This is a genomic window from Paenibacillus intestini, from assembly GCF_030803945.1.
Classification (GTDB): domain Bacteria; phylum Bacillota; class Bacilli; order Paenibacillales; family Paenibacillaceae; genus Paenibacillus; species Paenibacillus polysaccharolyticus.
Map to the genome: position 1 here is coordinate 532,007 of NZ_JAURUN010000003.1, position 24,578 is coordinate 556,584.

General features: G+C 47.1%; 19 protein-coding genes. 18 read left to right on the top strand and 1 reads right to left on the bottom strand.

From position 1 onward, the window contains the following. Nucleotides 1-152: 152 nt before the first annotated feature. The 8 genes from lspA to J2T16_RS11635 all read left to right on the top strand — a co-directional run bounded on the left by lspA (nt 153) and on the right by J2T16_RS11635 (nt 6,705). Nucleotides 153-647, top strand: a complete 495-nt coding sequence (gene lspA, locus J2T16_RS11600) for a signal peptidase II (protein ID WP_090923795.1) — start codon at nt 153-155, stop codon at nt 645-647. Nucleotides 648-699: 52 nt separating this feature from the next. Next, nucleotides 700-1,602, top strand: coding sequence for an RluA family pseudouridine synthase (locus tag J2T16_RS11605; RefSeq protein WP_260510938.1), 903 nt, complete (start codon nt 700-702; stop codon nt 1,600-1,602). Between the two features lie 110 nt (nt 1,603-1,712). Then, the gene (locus J2T16_RS11610) at nt 1,713-2,966 is read left to right on the top strand and encodes an LL-diaminopimelate aminotransferase (RefSeq protein WP_090923739.1); all 1,254 of its coding nucleotides are present in this window, start codon (nt 1,713-1,715) and stop codon (nt 2,964-2,966) included. A gap of 179 nt (nt 2,967-3,145) precedes the next feature. Then, nucleotides 3,146-4,057: a decaprenyl-phosphate phosphoribosyltransferase gene (locus J2T16_RS11615; protein WP_154888140.1), complete on the top strand. Its 912-nt coding sequence runs from the start codon at nt 3,146-3,148 to the stop codon at nt 4,055-4,057. A 33-nt stretch (nt 4,058-4,090) separates the two neighbouring features. Beyond that, nucleotides 4,091-4,723, top strand: coding sequence for an HAD family hydrolase (locus J2T16_RS11620; RefSeq protein ID WP_154957753.1), 633 nt, complete (start codon nt 4,091-4,093; stop codon nt 4,721-4,723). Nucleotides 4,724-4,749: 26 nt separating this feature from the next. Continuing rightward, complete coding sequence (locus J2T16_RS11625; RefSeq protein ID WP_090923793.1) at nt 4,750-5,040, top strand: EamA family transporter; 291 nt, start codon at nt 4,750-4,752, stop codon at nt 5,038-5,040. A gap of 4 nt (nt 5,041-5,044) precedes the next feature. Beyond that, nucleotides 5,045-5,347, top strand: coding sequence for an EamA family transporter (locus J2T16_RS11630; protein ID WP_090923794.1), 303 nt, complete (start codon nt 5,045-5,047; stop codon nt 5,345-5,347). Between the two features lie 50 nt (nt 5,348-5,397). Beyond that, nucleotides 5,398-6,705 carry a DUF6080 domain-containing protein gene (locus J2T16_RS11635; RefSeq protein WP_499018360.1) on the top strand — a complete coding sequence of 436 codons (1,308 nt, stop codon included), beginning with the start codon at nt 5,398-5,400 and terminating at the stop codon, nt 6,703-6,705. A 141-nt stretch (nt 6,706-6,846) separates the two neighbouring features. Here the strand turns inward: J2T16_RS11635 and J2T16_RS11640 are convergent, their stop codons facing one another. Beyond that, nucleotides 6,847-9,522: a YhgE/Pip family protein gene (locus J2T16_RS11640; protein WP_499018361.1), complete on the bottom strand. Its 2,676-nt coding sequence runs from the start codon at nt 9,520-9,522 to the stop codon at nt 6,847-6,849. A 686-nt stretch (nt 9,523-10,208) separates the two neighbouring features. On the opposite strand from J2T16_RS11640, the gene pyrR reads away from it, so the two are divergent. The 10 genes from pyrR (at nt 10,209) to J2T16_RS11690 (ending at nt 24,578) form a co-directional block, all read left to right on the top strand. Continuing rightward, nucleotides 10,209-10,772, top strand: a complete 564-nt coding sequence (pyrR, locus tag J2T16_RS11645) for a bifunctional pyr operon transcriptional regulator/uracil phosphoribosyltransferase PyrR (RefSeq protein WP_154888148.1) — start codon at nt 10,209-10,211, stop codon at nt 10,770-10,772. Continuing rightward, nucleotides 10,772-11,683: an aspartate carbamoyltransferase catalytic subunit gene (locus J2T16_RS11650; RefSeq protein WP_418792763.1), complete on the top strand. Its 912-nt coding sequence runs from the start codon at nt 10,772-10,774 to the stop codon at nt 11,681-11,683. Before pyrR ends, J2T16_RS11650 begins: the two co-directional genes overlap by 1 nt. Before the next feature lie 127 nt (nt 11,684-11,810). After that, on the top strand, nt 11,811-13,115 hold the full coding sequence (gene pyrC / locus J2T16_RS11655) for a dihydroorotase (protein ID WP_499018362.1): 1,305 nt from the start codon (nt 11,811-11,813) through the stop codon (nt 13,113-13,115). A 395-nt stretch (nt 13,116-13,510) separates the two neighbouring features. Next, nucleotides 13,511-14,653, top strand: coding sequence for a glutamine-hydrolyzing carbamoyl-phosphate synthase small subunit (gene carA / locus J2T16_RS11660; RefSeq protein ID WP_090923731.1), 1,143 nt, complete (start codon nt 13,511-13,513; stop codon nt 14,651-14,653). Between the two features lies 1 nt (nt 14,654). Continuing rightward, entirely contained in the window at nt 14,655-17,870 is a 3,216-nt protein-coding gene (gene carB, locus J2T16_RS11665) for a carbamoyl-phosphate synthase large subunit (protein ID WP_499018363.1), read from the top strand. Nucleotides 17,871-17,976: 106 nt separating this feature from the next. Continuing rightward, nucleotides 17,977-18,717, top strand: coding sequence for an orotidine-5'-phosphate decarboxylase (pyrF, locus tag J2T16_RS11670; RefSeq protein ID WP_154888154.1), 741 nt, complete (start codon nt 17,977-17,979; stop codon nt 18,715-18,717). Then, nucleotides 18,714-19,355, top strand: a complete 642-nt coding sequence (gene pyrE / locus J2T16_RS11675; protein ID WP_499018364.1) for an orotate phosphoribosyltransferase — start codon at nt 18,714-18,716, stop codon at nt 19,353-19,355. The genes pyrF and pyrE overlap by 4 nt, the downstream gene beginning before the upstream one ends. A gap of 273 nt (nt 19,356-19,628) precedes the next feature. Beyond that, nucleotides 19,629-20,576: an ABC transporter ATP-binding protein gene (locus J2T16_RS11680; protein ID WP_261769239.1), complete on the top strand. Its 948-nt coding sequence runs from the start codon at nt 19,629-19,631 to the stop codon at nt 20,574-20,576. After that, nucleotides 20,539-21,654, top strand: a complete 1,116-nt coding sequence (locus J2T16_RS11685; protein WP_154888156.1) for an efflux RND transporter periplasmic adaptor subunit — start codon at nt 20,539-20,541, stop codon at nt 21,652-21,654. The genes J2T16_RS11680 and J2T16_RS11685 overlap by 38 nt, the downstream gene beginning before the upstream one ends. Further along, nucleotides 21,654-24,578, top strand: coding sequence for an ABC transporter permease (locus J2T16_RS11690; protein WP_154888158.1), 2,925 nt, complete (start codon nt 21,654-21,656; stop codon nt 24,576-24,578). The genes J2T16_RS11685 and J2T16_RS11690 overlap by 1 nt, the downstream gene beginning before the upstream one ends.

The following is a 24,578-nucleotide window of genomic DNA, read 5'->3' on the forward strand; positions in this document are numbered from 1 at the left end:
CAAATGTTATCGGTTTTTCCAATCCGCCTGAGCCAATATTGTTTCGCAAGGTTGCCACGTCATGGACGATCTCTGAATAGCTGTGCTACAATAAATAAGTCTGGCGAATGCTTGGTATCGCTGGAAAAGACAAGAACGGAGTGACAACAAACGTGGTGTATTATATCCTTGCTTTTATCGTATTTCTAGTGGATCAGGGAACAAAGTATCTGATTGCTACCCGGATGGAGCTTAGAGAAGAAATTCCGGTCATTGGTAATTTTTTTGTCATCACTTCCCATCGAAATTCAGGTGCAGCGTTTGGTATCCTGCAGGATCAACGCTGGTTCTTTATTGTGGTGACCATTATTGTGGTTGTCGCCTTGATTTGGTATTTGCAAAAAGTAAAAGATACCCCGCACAAATTGCTACCAGTAGCGCTTAGCCTAGTGCTTGGAGGAGCGATCGGTAACTTCCTTGACCGTGCGTTGACGGGGGAAGTTGTAGACTTTGTGCAGCTTAATTTTGGGAGTTACACGTTTCCGATTTTCAACATTGCTGACTCGGCCATCTGTATCGGGGTAGCTTTGATTATTGTGGAGACATTATTGGAAGGACGTCGTGAAAAAGCGGCCGCGAAGATTGAAGGGAATGAGCATCATGAGTAATTTGAATGAGGAACAACGCAATAACGATGAGCAATTTAATGGCGAGGAACGTATGGAATGGATCGTTGGCGCTGAACATAAGAAGGAACGTGTGGATAAATATATTACAGATGCTGTAGATAACGTGTCTCGCTCGCAAGTGCAACTATGGATTGCAGATGGTGCAGTTACAGTCAATGGTGCTCTGGTGAAGTCCAATGCGAAGCTGTCAGAAGGAGATCAGATCGTATTACAGATTCCCGAGCCTGCTGCGGTGGAGATTATTGCGGAAGATATCCCGCTTGAAGTGGTTTATGAAGACAGTGATCTGATTGTCATTAACAAACAACGTGGACTGGTCGTACATCCTGCACCGGGGCATACATCAGGAACACTTGTGAACGCTCTAATGTACCATTGCAAGGATCTTTCCGGTATTAACGGAGAACTGCGTCCAGGGATCGTACATCGGATTGACAAGGATACGTCAGGCTTGATTATGGCGGCCAAAAACGACCGGGCGCATGCTTCACTAGCTGCCCAGTTGAAGGAGCACAGTGTGAACAGGCGTTATATTGCACTCGTTCATGGGCATCTCAGTCATGATCAAGGTACCATCGATGCACCGATCGGACGGGACACGAATGATCGTAAAATGTACACAGTCACCGAACGTAACAGCAAACATGCAGTGACTCATTTTACAGTGACGGAGCGCATCAACGATTATACCTTGCTCGAGTTAAAGCTCGAAACAGGGCGTACCCATCAGATCCGGGTGCATATGAAATTTATCGGTCATCCTCTTGTTGGTGATCCGACGTACGGGCGGAACAAAGGTATCAAAATGAATGGACAGGCTCTGCATGCGGCAACACTTGGTTTTGTGCATCCTTCCACAGGAGAATACATGGAATTCAGTGCACCGATTCCGCAGGATATGGAAGATGTACTCGCTTCGCTGAGAAGCCGCTGACCTTTGAAGAAAGTACAAATGTTCGGATATTTTGTCCATGGTGTTGAATGCTCAAATGCTTCATATTAAAACATGAGAAATTTGCGTCAAAATGAGGAGATGAACACATTATGAGTATCGATAAATATCAGGAAACGTATATCCAAACTAATTTTGCCGACCGTATCGGCGGCTCCAACTATGGTAAAGACACGAACATCTATAAATTCGAAAAAATCAAACGTGCGAAAGCTTCGGCCAAAAAAGACTTTCCCGATGTCGAACTGATTGACCTTGGGGTTGGTGAACCCGACGAGATGGCTGACGCAGGCATCGTTGCTGCACTTGCTGCAGAAGCGGCTAAACCAGAGAACCGCGGGTATGCCGATAATGGTATTCCTGAATTCAAGACAGCCGCAGCTGCTTACCTGAAAAACGTATTTAACGTGGATGGTATTGATGCGGATACAGAAATCGTACATTCCATCGGTTCCAAACCGGCTTTGGCAATGTTACCTTCTTGCTTCATTAATCCAGGTGATGTAACGATTATGACTGTGCCTGGTTATCCTGTAATGGGCACACACACGAAATATTTGGGTGGAGAAGTATTCAATATTCAATTGACCAAAGAGAACAACTTCTTGCCTGATCTGACAGCTATTCCTGAAGATATCGCTAAACGTGCAAAATTGCTTTATCTGAACTATCCAAATAACCCGACTGGTGCAAGTGCAACAGTGGAGTTCTTTACAGAGGTCGTTGAATGGGCGAAAAAATACAATGTCGTTGTTGTGCACGATGCTCCATATGCAGCATTGACGTATGATGGCAAAAAGCCTTTCAGCTTCCTTTCTGTACCGGGTGCCAAAGATGTAGGTGTGGAACTGCATTCCCTCTCCAAATCTTACAACATGACAGGATGGAGAATTGGCTTCGTAGCCGGTAATCCTCTCGTTGTCAAAGCATTCAGTGATGTGAAGGACAACAACGATTCCGGTCAATTCATCGCGATTCAGAAGGCAGCGGCTTACGGATTGAATCATCCTGAAATTACGGAGAAAATTGCAGAAAAGTATTCCCGCCGTCACGATATGCTGGTTGCAGCACTCAACGAGCTAGGCTTCCAAGCGGAGAAACCAAAAGGTTCTTTCTTCCTTTATGTTGAAGCACCAAAAGGTGTGGTCGGTGGACGTCGCTTCGAGTCAGGAGAAGACTTCTCTCAATTCCTGATTCGTGAGAAGCTGATTTCATCCGTGCCTTGGGATGATGCAGGTAACTTTGTTCGTTTCTCCGTTACATTCATTGCGAGTGGCGAAGAAGAAGAGAAACGTGTTATTGCTGAAATCAAACGTCGTCTGAGTGACGTAGAGTTTGAATTTTAATTCAAACATGCGTTAATATAGACTATAAAGAGTAAAAAGAGACCGGAAACGGTCTCTTTTTATGTCAAAATATATCCTTTATCCTCTTTACAAAAATAACCAAGCAACTTATGATTAAGTCTTTACGTTATTTGTATAGACTAATCCGTTAGAATTGTTGTTGAAGGGAGTTATTGCTATTGTTTTCATCACGGCAAGATACCGCGTCTTCTGCTGTAGGTAATGCTGGAACCGTTTCTGGTTTATTTAAATTGCTAAGGCCAAAACAGTGGACAAAAAATTTGCTGTTATTTGCAGCATTGTTATTTTCATTTGAGGAAATCCGAACGGAGACCATTGTTTCAACAGTGATTGGCTTTCTGTTATTTAGCCTTGTTGCAGGATGTGTGTATATACTGAACGACTATGTAGATCGGGAACGGGATAGGCAACATCCGACTAAGCAATTCCGTCCAATCGCTTCAGGGCAGGTTAATCCTACACATGCAATAGTATTCGGAATGGCTCTCCTTGTGTTTTCCTTGGGAGCTGCTTTTGTGATGAATCCGTTGTTCGGTGTATTGTGCATTGTGTATTTCCTACTGAACGTATCTTATTCTTTTGTACTGAAACATCTCGTTATTCTGGATATGATGACCATTGCGGCAGGTTTTGTGCTTCGTGCAATTGCTGGTGGTGTATTGATTCATGTACCGTTCACCCCTTGGTTTCTGATTTGCACGATGTTGTTATCGCTGTTCCTTGCGATTGGTAAACGGAGAAATGAACTTACATTGCTCGAAGGCAACACAGGATCACATCGTAAAGTGCTGGATAATTACTCGATAACGTTATTGGATCAGTTCAACACGATCGTCACGACAGCAACCATCATCAGTTATTCACTGTTCACCTTTACGTCAGATCGCACTATTCATCTGATGTGGACCATTCCACTGGTGATTTATGGAATGTTCCGGTATTTGTATCTTATCCATATGAAAAATCAGGGCGGATCACCGGACCGGGTTTTATTCGAGGACAAGCCTATCCTGATTACGGTTATTTTGTATGTAGTGAGTGTGATTACGATTTTTGCCATTTTCGAATGATCATAGAGAGATTTAGTATAGAGGGGGATCAGGGTGAAACGAACGAAGGTTGCGATCTTTGATATCGATAAAACGATTATACGCAGTGACTCCATGTTTCAATTTGTATTTTATAGTGTGCGACGTTATCCTTGGCAAGTATGGCGTCTGCCTGTCATTGCATTTCATACCTTCCTATTCAAAGCGGGTATTATGACGGTTGAACGAGTTAAACGTTCCTATTTTCAAGAAATCAAACGTATGTCTGAAAAAGACCTGGAGCATTTTTTCGATACCCACCTCCGAACTTCCATATTTACGGAGGCGAGTGTAGAGATGCAACATCGGAAGGAAGCTGGATATCACGTGTTGCTCGTAACGGCTTCTCCGCATGCGTATATGAAGTATTTCAAAAATTTCCCTTGGGTCGATCATGTGATCGGAACCGAACTTGTTCGTCATGAGAATGGTTATACCTGCACCATTGAAGGTGCCAATTGTAAGGGAGAAGAAAAGGTACGCCGGATTCAAGCTTATTTGGCCGAGAAAAACATGGAAATTGATTATGAGCAATCCTGCTCCTACTCCGATTCTTTATCTGATCTTCCCGTCATGCAGCTTGTGCGTCAGCGGTATTTTGTAAATAAACGTGTTCCTGAGATGGAGGCGTTAACGTGGGGGAAATAGGTTCACGTCACACCGGCAAATGGTTGATGCTGGCTTCTGCTTTCCTGACGGCGACAGGGCAATTGTTCTGGAAGTGGGGATTGACGGAGTGGATCTACATGGGTGTGGGTTTTCTATGTTACGGCATGGGAGCCATTTTGATGATTAAGGCATTCGCACGCGAAAAGCTCTCGGTAGCTTATCCGCTGATGTGTGCCAGTTATGTGTTTGCTTTAATCTATGGATATTTCTTGCTAGGTGAAGAAATTACGGTACAAAAGCTTGCGGCTGTTGTGCTCCTGGGAATCGGGGTGACGTTAACCAGTGTGGATCGATAGTTGGATGATTGCTGTGTTAATCGTGATGACCCTATGCGGAGCAATGGGCGGGGCTGGGTTGAAATTTTACGCAACGAGTCGTAAACGACTACATGTGCTGATCGGACTTGGTTTTTATGGAACAGGTGCATTGCTTAACATTGTATTACTGAAGTTTCTGCCTTTAACCGTGGTATTGCCTGCGAACGCTTTAACCTACGTCTGGACCCTTATTATTGCAAGGTGGGCTTTTAAGGAGACGGTAGGACCAATGAGATGGATCGGCGTTATCTGTATAATGGGCGGACTATGCTTGCTGGTACTCTAGACCGGATTTTATATTTCTAATCTTTATCATTAACTATTGGATGTGAACGCATGAAATTTTTAGATTACATATTTTATGACCGTAGAGTGACTTGGACTGCTTTTGTTTTGTTCGCCGGTTTTGCTCTTTTTTATGGTTTGATGAATGGTTCTTATATTATGTATATCAGTCAAAACGCAGAGATGCTGGGAAAATATACACCGTTTAATACAGCGGTATTTCCACTTAACCTGTTTAATTTTGATCCTTCGATGTATTACGGAGATAACAGTTCTTCGGTTATTCACCCCTTAATATCTTATTTGGCGGTTACGCTCGGAGCTATTTCCAAGCTGCTGGGGGGCAATTGGTTTTTTCTGATTTTACAATCCCTTGTGAATGCAGGTTCAGTTGTTCTGGTTTTTATTTTTCTTAGCCAAAATGAAAAGAAATCTACACATACACCGTTGTTGTTCGCGTTGCTGTTTGGGTTCAGCTCGTATTTAATGTTTACGGCCTTTATCCCGGACTCGTATCCGTATGTGCAGTTTGTTATTCTTCTGTCTGTTCTATACTTGCAGTATTCGCGGGCACAGCAGGACGTCCGTTATGTCCCGAATGCACTACTTGCGACAATTAACTTTGGATTAACTTCGACTAATATCGTACCGTTTGTCGGAGCTGTCTTCTTTAATATGCAGGCATGGCGTAGTAAGGCAGGTTGGAAAAAATATATCGGCATTATGTCACTCGCCGTACTGATGATTGTGGTGTTAACAGCCATTCAGTATGTTGCATTTGGCGGCCGAAGCTGGATAAGCAACTGGTTGTTAGGTATTCAAAATGGGGGCACGAGTTATGCGACACCTTTCCAGTGGGCGGCACATTATAAAGCGTTGGTATTGCTGACCATCAATCCGATGTTATCTCCCCAAGTGTACTTGCTTGATCCGGGTATGGTCGCATTTGTCACAGACCTTACCCGCTCTAATCCGCTTTATGTTCAAATTACGGGTATATTTCTTTTGTTCCTTGCGCTAGCAGGTTTCATTCGTGGTATACGCGAGCGCAGTGTGTGGACGTTAATGCCGTACATTATATTTGCTTTCCTGCTTCACCTTGTTGTAGGATTCGGGCTGGCTGTGTATCAGTATGATATGTACCTGTATGCCGGACATTATTTGTTTGCTTTTTATCTGCTTGGTGGTATGTTTATCAGCAGTCTGCGCTCCGGGTTGGGTAAAAAAGTACTGATTGGACTGCTCGTAGCATCCTTGCTCGTCACGGTTGGCAACAACATCTATCGTCATTTCGAAACCCTGTCGACGATTAAACAATCTTATGAACAGCTGGAACAGCAACGTTCAGCACAGCGATGAGCAGATCGGGAAAGAATTGAAAGAACAGCGTGGCACAGCACATGATGATATCCTGTGTAGTAATACAAAAAGAAAAAGGCTTCTTGAACTTACGTTCAAGAGGCCTTTTTTGCGAAACTTAGGAACTGCTAAATACACAAATCAAGCAATGATTTTCGTTTTTTTCGCATTTTCAGCAGAACGTTTCGTTAAGCTGCTTAATGGTCGTTTTAACAAGAGAGCAAGAATAAGACTAAGCGCTATGAACAGACATAACCACAGGATGTCCTTTATGGCTGTTGACCATAGAATACCACCGACAGCTTCACGTAGCAGACTGATAGCATAAGTGAACGGCATGAACGGATTTAACGCTTGAAAAAAGGGCGAAGTCATGCTGATTGGGAAAGTACCACCCGAACTGGAGAACTGAAACACCATGAAGATAATAGCGATGCCTTTGCCAATATTACCGAATACAGATAAAAGCGTATATGTGATCGTGACAAACACTGCACTCACTAGCATGGCAAATACAATAAACAACCATTGATCTGCGACATACGTTCCCAGAATCCAGATGTCTCCCGCTGTAACACATATCGCCTGCAATAAACCAACGGTTAAGAAAGTAGCTAGGCGACCAAGATACAGTTCATATCCGCGGTATGCGCCCTCCGGGTTTTCTGCTTCCGCACGTAGCAGGGAAATTAACAATGTTGAACCTACCCATAGTGATAATACGGCATAGAATGGTGACATGGCTGAACCGTAATTCGGAATGGGGTACAGGTGTTGTTCCTTAATCTGTACTGGACTCGCGAGGAATGCACTTTCCTCTTCAATATCCCCCCGCAACAATTTGGCAAGTTCGGCAAACTGATTATTGCCCTCGACTTCTCTTAATTTCTCGGCAGCCTTGCGGATTGCACTTTCCAGCTCTGGCAGGTCCTTACGAACAACAGTAGCTACGCGATGTACTCCTTGTTGCACATCGGGCAGTTGATTTTGCACAAAGCTGGACGCTTTGCCAATTTGCTTCTCAGCCTGAGGCAGATCATTACGAACAAAATCGGCAGCCGCATTTAATTTATCCTCCAGCTTGGGCAGATCACGTTGAATAAGGGAAGACACCACATTCCAAGCACGGATAAAGGATTCACTCTTAGTGCCAAGGGTTTGTGAAATCTCATGTACCTTAGCCTGAATGTCGGGTAGATCACCCTGAATTTTTTCCAGCTCCGTTTGACCAAATTGAATGCCCTCCTTCGCTGTAGCGAGAATTGCTGCAATGTCGGGAAGACGCTCCTTTGCTGCTTGCAACGTGTTAGCTGACGTAGAGAGAACAGACTTTAGCTGATCGGTTGCATCCGTAAGCGCAGGAACAATCTGGCTATCAAAGGTGCTTAGGAAGCGATCGATCCCGGTCTTAATGTTTCTATTCATTTCATTTAATCGGGCAACAACATCTGCGGGAGGGATTGTATTCTCACGCAAGGCTGTACTGATGATCCCGGCCAGTTTTATTTGTTGCTGAAGTTGTTCGGATATCGTTTGTAATTGCTGTATCCTTGTTGCCAGTGGATGAGAGGGCAATAGAGCATCGATTTTGCCTAACAGATCAGACATACTGTCCATGATTTTTACTGCAGTGCCTAGACGAGAAGTAAGACGGTCGATGTCATCAGCGCTTGGCAACTTACTCCAATCGGTTCCTTTTAATTGTTCAAACATATCGCCAGCTACGTTTGTTATTTGCTGCACGAACATCAGATTTTGCCGAATCGTTGGCGTAATCGATTGGAAAGCTTCCTGACTGGAACTTGCAAATTGATTTAATCCATTAGCAAACTGCACTGCGTTATCAGAAATTTCGGACACCTTATCCAAATCCTGCTCAGCATCAGAAACGATAGCAAGAGCTTGATTGGTCTTATCCAGGGCGGTTTGAATCACTCCAGAAACTTGTCCGAAGTTGGCATCAACCTCTTTAATGCGGGCGACGGCTTGCTCTATTTCCGGTATTCGATCTTGTAAGGTTACCACCTCTGAAGCAGCCGCTTTAATCTGAGGCCAATATTGCTGTACTTTTAGTACATATCCAGCAGCTTCATTAATTTCAGGCAGTCTTTTCTCTAATTCAACAATTTTTTGAGCCTGTTTTACAATCTCCGGCATGGCTTGGTCAACTTCGAGCACTTTCTGACCAGCTGTCTGGATTTCAGGCAGATTGTTCTCCAGCAAAAAGATGCCACTTTCCATTTTGCGTAGCGTTGGCAACTGTGCATTAATCTCTACGCCAGCTTCCTTCAGCTTGGTAAGCACTGCTTCACTGACGGCTTCAGTAAAATTCTCATTAATCTGCGTTGTAATGGCGGATACGCCCGAACCGGTTATTTTGGGAGCGATGGCATTGACCTTTTCATTGACTGTGTATATGACTTCCGGCCGATCCAGTTTTCCATCCACAATGCCCGTGATCCGTGATGAAAAATCAGCAGGAATGAGCAGGCTGGCATAATACTCACCGGTCTGAACACCTCGGTTAGCTTCGGCTTGATTCACAAATGTCCATCCCAGCTTGTGGTTGTGACTTAAACTATTCATTAACTCATCGCCAATATTAATGGCAGTACCCGTAACCGTGGCACCCTTGTCTTCACTAGTTACGGCGATTTTGATGCCTTGTGTATTACTGTACGGGTCCCAAACGGATTTGACATTTACCCAGTCGTACACACCTGGCAGTAATATGATTGCGACGATCAGAAATACACCTGTGGGTACTTTGAAAATATGTAGCCAGTCTGTCTTGTAAATTTGCCATATGTGACGCATGGTGTCCTCCTTCAAAATAATGAAGGGAGCTATAACAGTGGAGGGATAAGGTCACCTTCCTTATGTTTTTACTCCCTAAGCTATATGTATATCGGAGAAAAGGCGGATTTAATAAATGAACGTGTGTATAAACTTCCCCAATTGAAAGGAGACTGATTCATCAACTTCATAGATTCAGGAGAAGTGTTTGAAAATAGGGGAAAGGTGGTGTTATTTGGATTAGAAACAGGTTGTAATTGTCTATGGATAAATATGCAGGTTTGTTGTATAATTATAAATGACGAATGACATGTGATGTGACATGGATGTTTTGTCGCCTAAATGCTGATTCTAATAAGACGAAGCAGAGGATTTGCACCTGCGATGGTGAGGTGTTGACAGAGGGTTGTCTTTCTGTCATAATTCATGAAGACAAACGGGCATATTGAGATAGAACTCTGTGAGGTTCCTCATATGCACGACATGAATAGCACCTTTAAATCAGTCCCGTGAGACTGGCAAGGTAACGTGAACGATGCATCATTTATTTGCTGCGGCAGATATAATGATGCATCCCGAGAGTAAACTTTCTTCAGCGACGTCTGAAGTTCGGAGACTCCTTGCCAATAAACACGGCAGGGAGTCTTTTTTGTTCTCCTCGTCACGGGGCCATGGTTTCGAAGGAAAATCCTGAGGAGGCTGAACGCATGAGCACAGAGACACATGTCATTATGGATGAAACGGCGATTCGCCGCGCATTGACAAGGATTGCCCATGAAATATTGGAGAAGAACAAAGGCATCGACGATTGCGTGCTGGTTGGAATCCGCACCCGCGGAGTGTATCTGGCCGAACGAATCGCCGCCAAGATCGAAGAGATTGAAGGCGCCAAAGTTCCCTGGGGAGAACTTGATGTAACCCTCTATCGTGATGACCGACTGGATGATAACCAGACGAATCGCAAGGAACTGTTGATTATGACACCTGAATCACTTTCCATTCATAACAAAAAAGTGATTTTGTTCGATGATGTGCTGTACACCGGACGCACAATACGAGCTGCGATGGATGCGCTCATGGACTGTGGAAGACCACAGAACATACAGCTGGCAGTACTTGCAGACCGTGGGCACCGGGAACTACCGATCAGACCTGATTTTATTGGCAAAAACGTGCCGACATCCAAATCAGAAGAGATCGAGGTTGCACTCATGGAGACAGACGGACAGGATGAGGTCAAAATCATACAGAACCGAGGGGAGCAGGCATGATGATTACACAGACAGCGCTGAAAGACCGAAGCTTGCTTGGATTGAAAGACATTAGCCGTGACGAGATCGAGTCGATTTTGAATCGTGCAGCCCACTGGGAAGCACAGAAGGAAAAACTCGTTCCGGTCCTTGAGTCCCGCTTTGTAGCGAACATGTTCTTCGAGAACAGTACCCGCACCCGATTTTCATTTGAAATGGCAGAGAAGCGACTGGGAGCTCAAGTGTTGAACTTCACAGCAGCTGCGTCAAGTGTAGAAAAGGGCGAGTCGATCTACGACACGGTTCGAACACTTGAATCCATGGGGATCGATGCAGGGGTCATTCGCTTGAAACCGGCTGGTGTCTTGCAACAACTGGCTCAGAAGGTCAGTGTGCCGCTAGTGAATGCGGGAGATGGGAATAATGAGCATCCAACGCAGGCGCTCCTTGATCTCTACACGATGCGGAAGGCATTTGGTGAGCTGAAAGGTTTACGTGTCTCGATCATCGGAGATATCATGCATAGCCGGGTAGCACGCTCTAACTTGTGGGCACTGCAAAAGTTTGGTGCAGATGTACGTTTCTGCGCACCGCAAACGATGCAAGCGCCAGAGCTTGCAGAGCACGCACCTTATGTAGGTCTTGAAGAAGCGCTGGATGCTGATGTAGTCATGATGCTCAGGGTTCAACTGGAACGTCATCAACATGGCCTGATCACTTCAGCTGAGGATTATCGCGAACACTACGGATTGACGGAAGAACGGGCATCACGCCTGAAGCCAAGTACGATTATTATGCACCCTGCTCCTGTGAACCGTAACGTTGAAGTGGATGATGCGGTTGTAGAGAGCGAAGCTTCACGAATTTTCCCACAGATGGCAAACGGAGTTCCGATCCGCATGGCGGTTATGGAACGTGCGATGAAGCTGTAACAGGGCCTAGCATAGAGTCATAGGCTGGCGAGACGATGTTCTTGCACACCAATGAAGAGAGAGTAGACGATAAAACATTCATCTAGCGGATCTACCCTGCTGGACAGAACCGAAGCGGAGGGCAATTATGGTACAGGTGATAAAAAACGCAAACGTCTTGAATCAACAAGGGGAACTTGAACGGAAAACCATTCTTATAGAAGAAGGTAAAATTAAAACGATCGCTGGCCCGGAAGATGAAATCGTACGGAACGCCGAGAAGTCAGCAGAGCAGGTAACCGATGCATCAGGCAAGCTGGTGATCCCTGGATTAATCGATATGCACGTGCATCTACGCGAGCCCGGATTCGAACATAAAGAGACGATCGAAACAGGAGCTCGCTCCGCTGCGCAAGGCGGGTTTACAACCATTGCCTGCATGCCAAATACAAGACCGGTAACCGACACACCTGAGGTTGTAGAACTGGTACTGAACAAAGCGAAGGAAGCAGATCTGGTTAAAGTGTTGCCATATGCGGCGATTACCAAAAACGAACTAGGCCGTGAATTGACCGACTTTGCCGCATTAAAAGAAGCGGGTGCGATTGGCTTCACGGACGACGGCGTAGGTGTACAGAATGCGCAAATGATGAAGCATGCTATGAGCCTCGCAGCCAGCATGGATATGCCCGTGATTGCCCATTGTGAGGATGATTCTCTGGTAGTTGGCGGGTATGTCACCGAAGGTGAATTCTCCAAACGCCATGGCATCAAAGGCATCCCGAACGAGTCCGAAGCCATTCACGTAGGCCGCGACATTCTGCTAGCAGAAGCAACAGGGGTACACTACCATGTGTGCCATGTCAGTACAGAACAATCGGTTCGTCTGATTCGTCTGGCGAAATCGATCGGTATCAAAGTTACCGCTGAAGTTTGTCCTCACCACCTGGTGTTGTCAGATGAAGACATTCCGGGCATGGATGCGAATTGGAAAATGAACCCACCGCTACGCTCGCCACGTGATGTGCAGGCTTGTATCGAAGGTTTGCAGGATGGAACCCTCGATATGATCGTGACCGACCATGCACCGCATAGTGAAGAAGAGAAAGCAAAGGGCATGGAGCTTGCACCATTTGGTATCGTTGGATTCGAAACGGCCTTCCCGTTGCTCTACACGAAGTTTGTTCAAACAGGATTATGGACTTTAGACTTCCTGGTAAAACGTATGACGGCTGATCCGGCTCGCGTATTCAGACTGGATACGGGCAAGCTGGAAGCAGGAGCACCTGCCGACCTGACGATGATTGATCTGAATCAGGAGAAGGCTGTTGACCCGGCAACGTTCGCAACAAAAGGCAGAAACACACCGTTCACAGGCTGGAAGCTGAAAGGCTGGCCGGTACAAACATGGGTGGATGGCAAAAGTGTATGGAATAACACGTTAGAGCAATAAAACAGCAACATGCTGACGTAACACATCGTTAAAAAGATACAATGGCACTCATAACAACTATTTTTTAACGAACTAAAAGCTTGATCAGCAAACACTTTTTATGAACAAACTCAAGGCAAGTCAAGCCTTGAGTCAAAATAGACGCAACAAAGAAAAGTTGAATCCTGCTTTTGAACATAGACGCGGGACGTAACTGCGGAGTGGGCAGAAAGAACCCGAAGAAGCGAAGCGCTCGCCTTTATCACCGAATTACTCCATTTGAAAAATGGAATTAAAGTAATTCGGGGATAACAGCGATCGCAGGGTTTTCTAACCATGAAGCTACAGCTAACGTACATCACTTATGTTCAACTCCAAGAATTCAACTTGGATAAACACAGAGGGAGTGAAATGGGATGCAGGGACAGGCAAGATTATTGTTGGAAGACGGCACGCTGTTCACCGGAAAAGCATTTGGTGCGGAAGGTGAAACGACAGGAGAGGTCGTTTTTAATACGGGAATTACAGGCTATCAAGAGGTACTTTCAGATCCTTCATACTGTGGCCAGATCGTAACGATGACGTATCCATTGATCGGTAACTACGGAATTACCCGGGATGACTTTGAGTCGATTCGTCCATACGTGCACGGTTTCGTGGTACGACGCCATGAGCCAACGCCGAGCAACTGGCGTGCAGAGTACAGCGTGGATAATCTGCTGAAAGAATACGGCATCGTAGGAATCAGCGAGATTGATACACGGATGTTGACTCGCCGGATTCGTCACCACGGTACAATGAAGGGAATTCTCACAACAGGATCGAAACCTGTCGAAGAACTGCTGGAGATGATGGGGGACACTACGATTGAGCAATTGCGTAATCAGGTGCCTATGACGTCTACAGAGCATGTGTACAACAGTCCGGGAACAGCAGAACGTATCGTTCTGGTCGACTACGGCGCAAAAACAGGGATTTTGCGTGAACTCAGCAAACGTAACTGTGATGTTGTTGTCGTGCCTCATGACGTAACGGCTGACGAGATTCGTCGCCTGAACCCGGATGGCATTCAATTGTCCAACGGCCCTGGGGACCCGAAAGACGTACCTCATGCCGTGAACATGATCAGCGAGTTGCTCGGTGAATATCCGATCTTCGGTATCTGCCTGGGTCACCAGTTGTTCGCCCTGGCAGCAGGCGCAGACACGGAAAAACTCAAGTTTGGACACCGCGGAGGCAATCACCCGGTTAAGGAACTGGAGAGTGGACGTTGCTTCATCACATCCCAAAACCACGGTTACACGGTAAACGAAGAGTCTGTGAAGAGCACAGATCTTGAAGTTACACATATCAACAATAATGACAAGACCATCGAAGGTCTGAAACATAAAAAGTATCCTGCCTTCTCCGTACAATATCACCCGGAGGCAGCGCCAGGACCTTATGATAACAGCTACCTGTTTGATCGTTTCATCGAGATGATTCGTGAGCACAAGATCACTAACCCGCAAAAGCCGCGTCAAGCCGTATTGGCAGCCGCAGTGAAAGGAGCGCAATAACATGCCGATTAACAAAGATCTCAAAAAAATCCTGGTGATTGGTTCCGGTCCAATCGTCATCGGTCAAGCAGCCGAGTTCGACTATGCCGGTACGCAAGCTTGCCAGGCTCTGAAAGAAGAAGGCGTGGAAGTTGTACTCATTAACAGTAACCCTGCAACAATCATGACGGACACCAATATGGCTGACAAAGTGTACATTGAGCCAATTACGCTGGATTTTGTAACCCAAATCATTCGTCAGGAACGTCCGGACGGCTTGTTGCCAACACTGGGCGGCCAAACAGGTCTGAACATGGCTGTTGAACTCGCACGTGCGGGTGTGCTTGAACGTGAAAACGTGAAATTGCTCGGAACACAACTGACGTCCATCGAGAAAGCGGAAGACCGCGATCTGTTCCGTGATCTGATGCGTGAACTGGAACAACCCGTACCAGAAAGTGTCATCGTTACAACGCTGGAAGAATCGCTGGAATTTGCTGGTGAGATCGGTTATCCAATCATCGTACGTCCGGCCTATACCCTTGGCGGAACAGGCGGCGGAATCTGTGCAAACGAAGAAGAACTGCGCGAAACCGTAGCAGCCGGAATTCGTTACAGCCCGATTGGTCAATGTCTGGTAGAGAAGAGCATCGCCGGTATGAAAGAAGTCGAGTACGAGGTTATGCGTGACAAAAACGATAACTGCATCGTAGTTTGCAACATGGAAAACTTTGACCCGGTAGGCGTTCATACAGGTGACAGTATCGTTGTGGCTCCAAGCCAAACGTTGTCTGACCGTGAATACCAAATGCTGCGTTCCGCTTCCCTGAAAATCATCCGTGCCCTGAATATTGAGGGAGGATGTAACGTTCAGTTCGCGCTCGATCCGCACAGCTTCCAATATTACGTAATCGAGGTTAACCCGCGTGTAAGCCGTTCATCGGCGCTGGCTTCCAAAGCAACAGGTTATCCGATTGCGAAAATGGCTGCCAAAATCGCGATGGGTTACACACTGGATGAGATCGTTAACCCGGTTACAGGCCAAACCTACGCTTGCTTTGAGCCAACACTTGACTATATCGTAAGTAAAATTCCACGCTGGCCGTTCGACAAGTTCACATCGGCGAACCGGAAACTGGGTACACAGATGAAAGCAACAGGCGAAGTGATGGCGATTGGACGTACGTTTGAAGAGTCCATTCACAAAGCGGTTCGTTCCCTGGAGATCGGTGTACACCGTCTGTACCTGAAAGGTGCAGAAACACTGGATGAAACGACGCTGAACGAACGTCTGATGAAAGCAGACGATGAGCGCATGTTCCTGATCGCGGAAGCATTCCGTAGAGGTTATACGCTGCAACAACTGCAGGATCTGACCAAGATCGACTGGTGGTTCCTGGATAAAATCGAAGGGCTCATTAAGTTCGAAGACCGTGTTCGCGCAGAATCCGAATTGACTTCCGAAACGCTCTATCAAGCGAAACGTCTTGGTTTTACGGACCGTGCTATCGCTGAATTGCGTGCCGAAGGTCAACCTGGAGGTACATTGACGACTGAAGCAGAAGTCAGAGCACGTCGTGAAGAGGAGAACCTTCGTCCGGTTTACAAAATGGTAGATACCTGTGCGGCTGAGTTCGAAGCGACAACACCTTATTACTATTCGACATATGAGACAGAAAATGAAGTGTTGCCTTCGGACAAGAAAAAAGTGGTGGTGCTTGGTTCCGGCCCGATCCGGATCGGTCAAGGTATTGAGTTCGACTACTCCACAGTACATGCAGTATGGGCTTTGCAGAAAGCAGGATACGAGGCGGTTATTATCAATAATAACCCGGAGACTGTATCCACAGACTTTAACACTTCTGACCGCTTGTACTTCGAACCGCTGTTCTTCGAGGATGTCATGAACGTCATTGAACAAGAGCAACCGGTAGGCGTTATCGTGCAGTTCGGTGGGCAAACGGCAATCAACCTGGCAGCACCGCTGCGCAATGCAGGAGTAACGATCCTCGGAACGGATCTGGAAAGCATTGATGAAGCAGAGGATCGCAAGAAGTTCGAACGCCTGCTCTCCCGTCTGGAGATTGCACAGCCAAAAGGTAAAACGGTCACTTCCGTAGATGATGCTGTGGAAACAGCTCAATCACTTGGATATCCTGTACTCGTTCGTCCTTCGTATGTCCTGGGTGGTCGTGCAATGGAGATTGTATACTCCGATGCGGAACTCTTGACTTACATGGAGCAAGCGGTAAAAATCAATCCAGAGCATCCGGTTCTGATCGACCGTTACATGCTGGGTAAAGAGGTGGAAGTAGACGCCATCTGTGACGGTGAAACGGTACTGGTTCCAGGCATCATGGAGCATATCGAACGCGCAGGGGTACACTCCGGTGACTCGATTGCGGTATATCCACCGCAGCATCTGTCGGCAGATCTGAAAGAAAAAATTGTAGAGATCACGATCAAAATTGCCAAGGAACTGAAAACCATCGGTCTGGTTAACATTCAGTTTGTTATCCACGAGGGTCAGGTTTATGTTATCGAGGTTAACCCGCGTTCTTCCCGGACGGTTCCTTTCCTGAGTAAAGTAACCAACATTCCAATGGCGAACCTGGCAACACAAGCGATCTTGGGTGTGAAACTGAAAGACCTGGGTTATGTAGATGGTCTGTGGCCGGAAGCGGATCACGTATCGGTAAAAGTACCTGTGTTCTCCTTCGCGAAGTTGCGCCGTGTTGAACCGACTCTCGGACCTGAGATGAAATCAACAGGTGAGGTTATGGGACGTGACCCGAACTATGCGAAAGCTCTGTTCAAAGGTCTGATCGGTGCGGGAATGAAAATTCCAGCAACTGGAGCCATTGTGGTCACTGTCGCAGACAAAGACAAGGACGAAGCAGTACCTTTGCTCGAAGGTTTCTACAGACTGGGATACAAAATCATGGCAACTGGCGGAACGGCAGCTGCGCTTCAAGCGGCTAACATTCCAGTAACCGTTGTGAACAAATTGAGCGAAGGCTCACCTAACATTCTCGATATGATCCGCAGTGGTGAAGCGAACTTTGTGTTCAATACCTTGACTAAAGGTAAAACGCCACAACGTGACGGATTCCGTATCCGCCGTGAAGCGGTTGAGAATGGTGTGGTATGTATGACTTCCCTGGATACCATTCGTGCGTTGCTGATTATGCTACAAACGATCAACTTCTCCTCGGAGGCTATGCCAGCCTTTGTATAATGAATAGTCACTTGATGAAGGACATCAGTCAGCCTGCGGGCTGGCGGGATGTCCTTTATATCGGGCAAAAACGGAAAAAATGAGCACGCGGAAGGGGCGCTGGGATATGAATCACCCGAATTTCAATGAAATGGCTGGACGTCTGATGGTTGCACTCGATTATCCGGGGGCAGATGAGGCACAGAAACTGGTACAGGCTCTTGAGGGTATTCCTTGTTATCTCAAGGTTGGCATGCAGTTGTTCTATGCAGCGGGTCCGGACTTTATTCGGGAATTGAAAGCGAGAGGGTACTCCGTGTTTCTTGACGTGAAAATGCATGATATTCCAAACACCGTGCGTGGCGGAGCCGAAAGCATCACACGTCTTGGAGTGGACATGTTTAATGTACATGCGGCGGGTGGGGCCAGCATGATGCGTGCAGCACGTGAAGGCGCGGAAGCTGCCCTTGCTGCAGATCCTTCGCTGAAAAGACCTGAGATTATCGCTGTGACACAATTGACCAGCACCAGTCTGGAAACGATGAATAACGAGATCGGTATCCCTGGGAGTGTAGAGCAAGCGGTAGTTCGTTATGCCGGGCTGGCTCAGGAGGCCGGGCTGGATGGTGTGGTGGCTTCTCCGCTCGAAGTGCCAGCAATCCGGGTAGCATGTGGCAGTAATTTTCGCACGGTAACCCCCGGTATTCGTCCTGCAGGCAGTGGTCTTGGCGACCAGACACGTGTCCTGACACCAGGTGAAGCTATTAGCAGAGGCAGTCATTACATCGTTGTGGGCAGACCCATTACCGGTGCACCAAACCCGCGTGAAGCGGCAGAGACCATTTTGAAGGAGATGTTGAACGTATGATCGAACTTAGCCAAATTCCAAACCATATCGCTTCTCAGTTGCTAAAAATAAAGGCGGTGGCACTGCGTCCACAGCAACCATTCACATGGACATCCGGCATCAAATCACCAATTTATTGTGATAATCGTCTGACGATGTCTTATCCTGAGATTCGTAACGATATTGCCGAAGCTTTTGCCGCAATCATTCGTGATCAATATCCAGATGCTGAAGTGATTGCAGGTACAGCGACCGCGGGCATTCCACACGCTGCATGGGTAGCTCAGAAGCTGAATCTGCCGATGGCCTATATTCGAGATAAAGCGAAAGGTCACGGCAAGGAAAATCTGATTGAAGGTTTAATCAGCGAAGGACAGAAAGTAGTCGTGATCGAGGATTTGATTTCAACCGGAGGAAGTTCGATTAAAGCGGCAGAAGCTGTACGCGTAGCAGGAGCGACACCACTCGCAGTTCTTGCTATTTTCAGCTATCAGCTGGATAAAGGTGTGAAAGCGTTCGAGGAAGCCGGCATACCTCTACAAACGCTGTCCAATTATACAGTGCTGATGGATGTTGCGTTGGCTCAAGGAACCATTCAAGAGAGCGATTTTGCACTGCTTCAATCGTGGCGTGAAGATCCTTCTTCATTTGGTAAATAATATCATCCCATCAACAATAAACTGTTGCTCAGCAAACGGTATCAAAATTGTAATGATTCCCGTAATGACGGCAAAACTATCGAATAATCAAGAGGCATCCCGTAACTTGGGGTGCTTTTTTGTTATGTTCATCAAAATATTAACTTTTTCACACTGACGTTGTAAAAAGCTTGTAACTTTTAGTGGAGAGCAGTCGTTTATAATTCAGTGTAGCATGGAACAGATTTCTAGATTTAGGGCGCATGAAGGAAATGCGCGGCATAACAAGAGAGGATGAGCGTGATTGCTGGCATGAAAAAGTTATTTTCAAGGAAAAGAACTGCCAAGAGCCAATCGGGTGATAAACGCGAACAGGAACAACCTAAGCTGGAGAAAAGGGCTACATCGGAAGAACCTTCGTACATAACGGAGCCCGAGCCTCTAAGCGCGGAAGCGCTCACGTCAGATGAGGTATCTGCTATGGAGGAGTCAGCAACGGCTATAGCCATAGAGGAAAAACCGCAGAAGACCAAAGCGAAGCCGAGAAAGGAACTGTTGCCTCCGTATGATGGACCCGTGTTGGAGGTACGCAACGTTCATCGTAGCTTTCAGACAGGCAGTCGTATCATTCATGTGCTCAAAGGCATTGATATGGAAGTAAAGCCGCAGCAGCTTGTTATGCTGAAAGGACGGTCTGGCTCAGGTAAAACAACATTGCTGAACATGCTCGGCGGACTTGACCAGCCTTCTAGTGGAGAGATTCTATTCTCCGGACAGCCTCTTCAGGATTGGGGAGATCAACGGCGAACCGCTTTGCGGCGCAGAGAGATTGGATTTATTTTTCAAGCGTATGCACTCATGCCTTTATTATCTGCTTGGGAAAATGTAGAGCTGTCGCTCCGTATGGCGGATGTACCGCGGTCGGAATGGAAAGACAGAGTAGGTCACTGTCTGGATCTAGTTGGACTGAGCAAACGTGTCAAGCACCGGCCTTTTGAGATGTCCGGGGGGGAACAGCAGCGGGTGGCCATCGCTAAAGCGATTGCACACAGGCCTCGGTTGCTGCTTGCGGATGAACCAACGGCGGAGCTGGATTCCAAAATGGGTGCACAGGTTATGGCTGTGTTCCGCAATATCATTGAAGTAGAACAAGTAACGATATGTATGACTACACACGATCCTACAATTTTGGAGGTTGCGGACCATGTTTATGAAATGGCGGACGGCAGATTTCTCACGTAAAGGTGCCGTTCCGAAGAGGGGGAAACGCACAGCGCTTATTGTACTTGGTGCAATACTCGCTGCAACGATGTCAGGCTGTTCATTGCTACCATCTGAGTCGGAGGAAGAGGTGCTCCCACCAATAACACCGCCAACGATCTCCAAAAAACCGGAATATGAAGTCCGTACGGAGACGCTGGAGAAAAAGGTGAGCGGTAGTGGCAAGATGATGAGTCAGCGTGAAGAAAAAGTATATTTTACGCTGGATGGCATGCACATTAAGGAATTGAATGTAAAAACGGGGGATAAAGTGAAGAAAGGACAGGTTCTCGCTGTCCTTGACGTAACAAGTGTGGAAAAGGAAATTCGCGGCAAGCGGCTTCAGATTCGCAAATCGGAAGTACAGATGAAGGAAACGCTGCGCAAGAAGGACGAGATGGACCCGGTGGAGTTTGAAGAAGCGACCATTGCTTTTGAAGAACTTCGTCAGGAGCTTGCTGATCTGGAAGAAAAGCTGGGACAATCCACGTTGACGGCTCCCTTTGGAGGTACCGTGATTGCGGTTCAAGTGGAGAAGGGCGCATCGGTCAAAGCGTATGATCCTATTGCGACCATTGCGGATACGTCCAACCTGGTTGTGGCGGCTACATTTGCCAAGGAGGATCTAGAGAAATTTACGTCTGGCATGAAGGCTGAAGTTGACATCAACGGTGCTGGCAAAGTGGCCGGCAAGATCAAAGCAATGCCTACGGCTGAAGCTTCAAGTAACAATAATAGCAATGGATCAGGTCAGGGCCAAGGAGGCTCACCTCCGGCGAAGGAAACGCTGGATCAATATGTCCTTGTTACTCTGGCGAAGATGCCTAAAAATGTAGAACGCGGTACGCCTTTAACGGTTTCGATCGTAACTCAGCGCACCGAGAACGCGATTGTCATTCCTGTATCTGCTTTGCGCTCCATCGGTTCCAGAACCTATGTACAGGTGATCGAGAATGATGGAAGCAAGCGTGAAGTGGACGTTGAGGTTGGACAGCAGACATCAACCGATGTCGAGATTCTGAAAGGTCTGACGGTTGGTCAGAAAGTTGTGGGACGCTAATGGGGCTGCCATTGCTTCGGCTGCTGTTCCGCAAAATGTGGAACACACGCTGGATGACTTTCAGCACATTAATCGGCTTGATTGTGGCGGTAGCGTTCACCGTCAGTATTCCAATGTATGCCGATGGTGCGTTGAAACGGGTTGTCGCGCAGACGCTGCAGGATAACAGTGAAGGTTTACCAGCAGGATCGCTGTTGATGAGTTACCAAGCACCCGGCGGTGCAAAGACCGATACCAGAGGACTGGATGAGGTGAATCGCTACATTCGCGAGGATGTTCCTCGCGACATTGGATTTCCATTTCATACGTATGTGAATTCGAGATCCATTCGCAGTACAGAGGTCAGTCCTGAAGATCCGACCAAAGTGGATGCAAGCCGTGTGCGGAGTATGACACTGGGTACGATGAGTGGACTGGATGATCAGGTGAATTACTCGGCGGGTGTCAAACCTGGGAATCAGGTCAAGGACGACATCATCGAAGCTGTGATGCTGGAAGAAGGGATGTACCGGAATGATCTTCATGTGGGGGATATTCTGGAATACCCGATCTACAGCGGTCTGAATATTACGTTGCGTGTGAAAATTACGGGTTCCTTCAAGGCCGACAATCCGAATAGTCCGTATTGGGTTCAAGGCTTCGACGGTATGATGAATGGACTTTATGTGAATGAATCGGTTTTTAATGACGTATTACTCAAAGAAAAGGGTATTCCACTACAGAATTCACGCTGGTACTATGCATTTGATCTTAAAGAGGTTCAAACCAGCCAGTTATCTGGCCTCAGCTCTGTGCTGGAACGGCTGGATATTGATCTCTATCAGCGGCTGAAAGATACCAAGGTTGATATTACCTTCGGCGATCTGCTCAAACAATTCCGTAGCCAGAGTCTGCAGCTGCAGACGATGCTGTTTACACTTGCTGCACCGATGATTGCGATGGTCTTTTATTTCATCGCAATGAATGCCAGACAATCCCTGCAAAAGCAGGAAAGTGACATCGCTGTGCTACGTAGCCGTGGAGCCTCGGCTCGTCAGATCTTCTCGCTCTATCTGCTTGAAGGCATCTTCCTGGGCGCGATTGCACTGGTTGTTGGGCCGCTACTCGGATGGTTCATGGCGAAGAGTATCGGCTCGGCAAGTGGATTCTTATCCTTTGTAGATCGAAAATCCATTCCGATTGGCGTATCCAAAGAAGCGATTCTGCTTGGCGTGGCAGCGGTACTGGTTGCTATTATTGCATCACTGATTCCGGCAATTACGTACGCACGGGCAACGATTGTATCCGCTAAAAGGCGCCAGGCACGTACCGATCGTGCGCCGCTGTGGCAACGATGGTTCCTCGATGTGGGGCTGCTCGGTCTAGCGGGATACGGATACTATCTGTTTTATGAACGTCAGATGCTGACGTTCCAGACGGGGATGACGACAGATCAGTTACAGGTGCAGCCGTTTCTGTTCTTTGTACCTGCACTAGCGATCTTTGCGCTTGGCCTGTTTTTCCTGCGTTTGTTCCCATGGATTTTGAAACTGATACAGTTGATCGGACGCAAGTTATTACCAGTTCCAATGTATCTGACGTTGACACAGTTATCCCGTTCATCTTCATCCTATTATCCGCTCATGATTCTATTAGTGCTGACGCTCGGCCTTGGAGTGTATAACTCGGCCGCAGCGCGAACCATTGATTTGAATTCAACAGAACGTACGCTTTACCGTTATGGCTCGGATGTTATTATACAAACGGTATGGGAAGGAACTCCCGAGGTGAAGCCAGGAGGTTCTGGACAAGGCGGCGGATCAGGCGGCGGTCAGCAAGGTGGAGGCAACGGAGGGGCCGGTGGTGGCGCTGGTGGAGGAAATGGCGGTGGTGGAGCTCCAGGAGGTGGCGGCGGTGGCGGTGGCGGTTCATCGCAACCAACCAAAATCATATACTCCGAGCCCCCATTTGAAGTGTTCCGCCAATTAAACGGTGTGGAGCATGCTGCACGGGTACTGCAAACGAAGGGCAACATTATTGTCTCAGGGAAATCCGGCGGACAAGGGATGCTCGTTGGTATCGATAATGTAGACTTTGCCAAAGTAGCTTGGTTCCGTAACGATCTATTCCCTGCACATCCTTACAAATATCTTGATTTGCTTGGTAAATATGAAGGGGCTGTACTGATCTCTTCGAAATTTGCTGACAAGTTCAAGCTCAAAACGGGAGACATGGTCTCCATGGGGATACAAGGTCAAGCGATAGAATTTGTAGTTTTTGGCATTATTCCATACTGGCCTTCACAATACCCGGATCAGATGCCATTCTTCGTGGCTAATCTGGATTATATTTATGATCAGGTTCCGCTAATGCCCTACGAGGTATGGTTAAAAATGAAACCGGATGCCAAGGTAGCTCCATTAATGGAGAAACTCGCGGCAGAAGGCATTGAGCTATCCTCTGTCCGTGATGTGCGGACTGAACTGGTCACTCAGGGAAAACATCCATCCAGGGGCGGGGTATTCGGCATTCTGAGTCTGGGATTCCTTGTATCGGTGATCATCTCGTTAATCGGTTACGTGCTCTATTGGTTCTTCAACCTCTCGGGACGCGTGGTACAGTTTGGTGTCCTGAGGGCTATGGGTCTATCCAGAGCACAGCTTAGCGGTATGTTATTGCTGGAGCAGGTGTTCACCGCTGGGCTTTCGATCTTGCTGGGGATTAGTATCGGTCAGGTTTCAAGCAGGCTCTTCCTGCCATTCTTGCAAACGACCGATAATGTGTCTGCGCAAGTTCCGCCATTCCGCATCGTCTTTGAACAGCAGGATATGTTGCAACTGTACGGCGTAACCGTAGTTATGCTGATTATCGGAGCATCGATGTTGCTCTGGCAGATTCGCAGGCTCAGAGTTCATCAGGCGGTCAAAATGGGAGAGGAGAGGTAA

What these genes read in the sequence shown, in the direction of transcription:
- J2T16_RS11605 (WP_260510938.1), top strand. Translation starts at nt 700, where the DNA reads ATGGAATGGATCGTTGGCGCTGAACATAAGAAGGAACGTGTGGATAAA.
- J2T16_RS11610 (WP_090923739.1), top strand. Translation starts at nt 1,713, where the DNA reads ATGAGTATCGATAAATATCAGGAAACGTATATCCAAACTAATTTTGCC.
- J2T16_RS11625 (WP_090923793.1), top strand. Translation starts at nt 4,750, where the DNA reads ATGCTGGCTTCTGCTTTCCTGACGGCGACAGGGCAATTGTTCTGGAAG.
- J2T16_RS11630 (WP_090923794.1), top strand. Translation starts at nt 5,045, where the DNA reads ATGATTGCTGTGTTAATCGTGATGACCCTATGCGGAGCAATGGGCGGG.
- J2T16_RS11635 (WP_499018360.1), top strand. Translation starts at nt 5,398, where the DNA reads ATGAAATTTTTAGATTACATATTTTATGACCGTAGAGTGACTTGGACT.
- J2T16_RS11640 (WP_499018361.1), bottom strand. Translation starts at nt 9,522, where the DNA reads ATGCGTCACATATGGCAAATTTACAAGACAGACTGGCTACATATTTTC.
- pyrR (WP_154888148.1), top strand. Translation starts at nt 10,209, where the DNA reads ATGAGCACAGAGACACATGTCATTATGGATGAAACGGCGATTCGCCGC.
- J2T16_RS11650 (WP_418792763.1), top strand. Translation starts at nt 10,772, where the DNA reads ATGATTACACAGACAGCGCTGAAAGACCGAAGCTTGCTTGGATTGAAA.
- pyrC (WP_499018362.1), top strand. Translation starts at nt 11,811, where the DNA reads ATGGTACAGGTGATAAAAAACGCAAACGTCTTGAATCAACAAGGGGAA.
- carA (WP_090923731.1), top strand. Translation starts at nt 13,511, where the DNA reads ATGCAGGGACAGGCAAGATTATTGTTGGAAGACGGCACGCTGTTCACC.
- carB (WP_499018363.1), top strand. Translation starts at nt 14,655, where the DNA reads ATGCCGATTAACAAAGATCTCAAAAAAATCCTGGTGATTGGTTCCGGT.
- pyrF (WP_154888154.1), top strand. Translation starts at nt 17,977, where the DNA reads ATGAATCACCCGAATTTCAATGAAATGGCTGGACGTCTGATGGTTGCA.
- pyrE (WP_499018364.1), top strand. Translation starts at nt 18,714, where the DNA reads ATGATCGAACTTAGCCAAATTCCAAACCATATCGCTTCTCAGTTGCTA.
- J2T16_RS11680 (WP_261769239.1), top strand. Translation starts at nt 19,629, where the DNA reads ATGAGCGTGATTGCTGGCATGAAAAAGTTATTTTCAAGGAAAAGAACT.
- J2T16_RS11685 (WP_154888156.1), top strand. Translation starts at nt 20,539, where the DNA reads ATGTTTATGAAATGGCGGACGGCAGATTTCTCACGTAAAGGTGCCGTT.
- J2T16_RS11690 (WP_154888158.1), top strand. Translation starts at nt 21,654, where the DNA reads ATGGGGCTGCCATTGCTTCGGCTGCTGTTCCGCAAAATGTGGAACACA.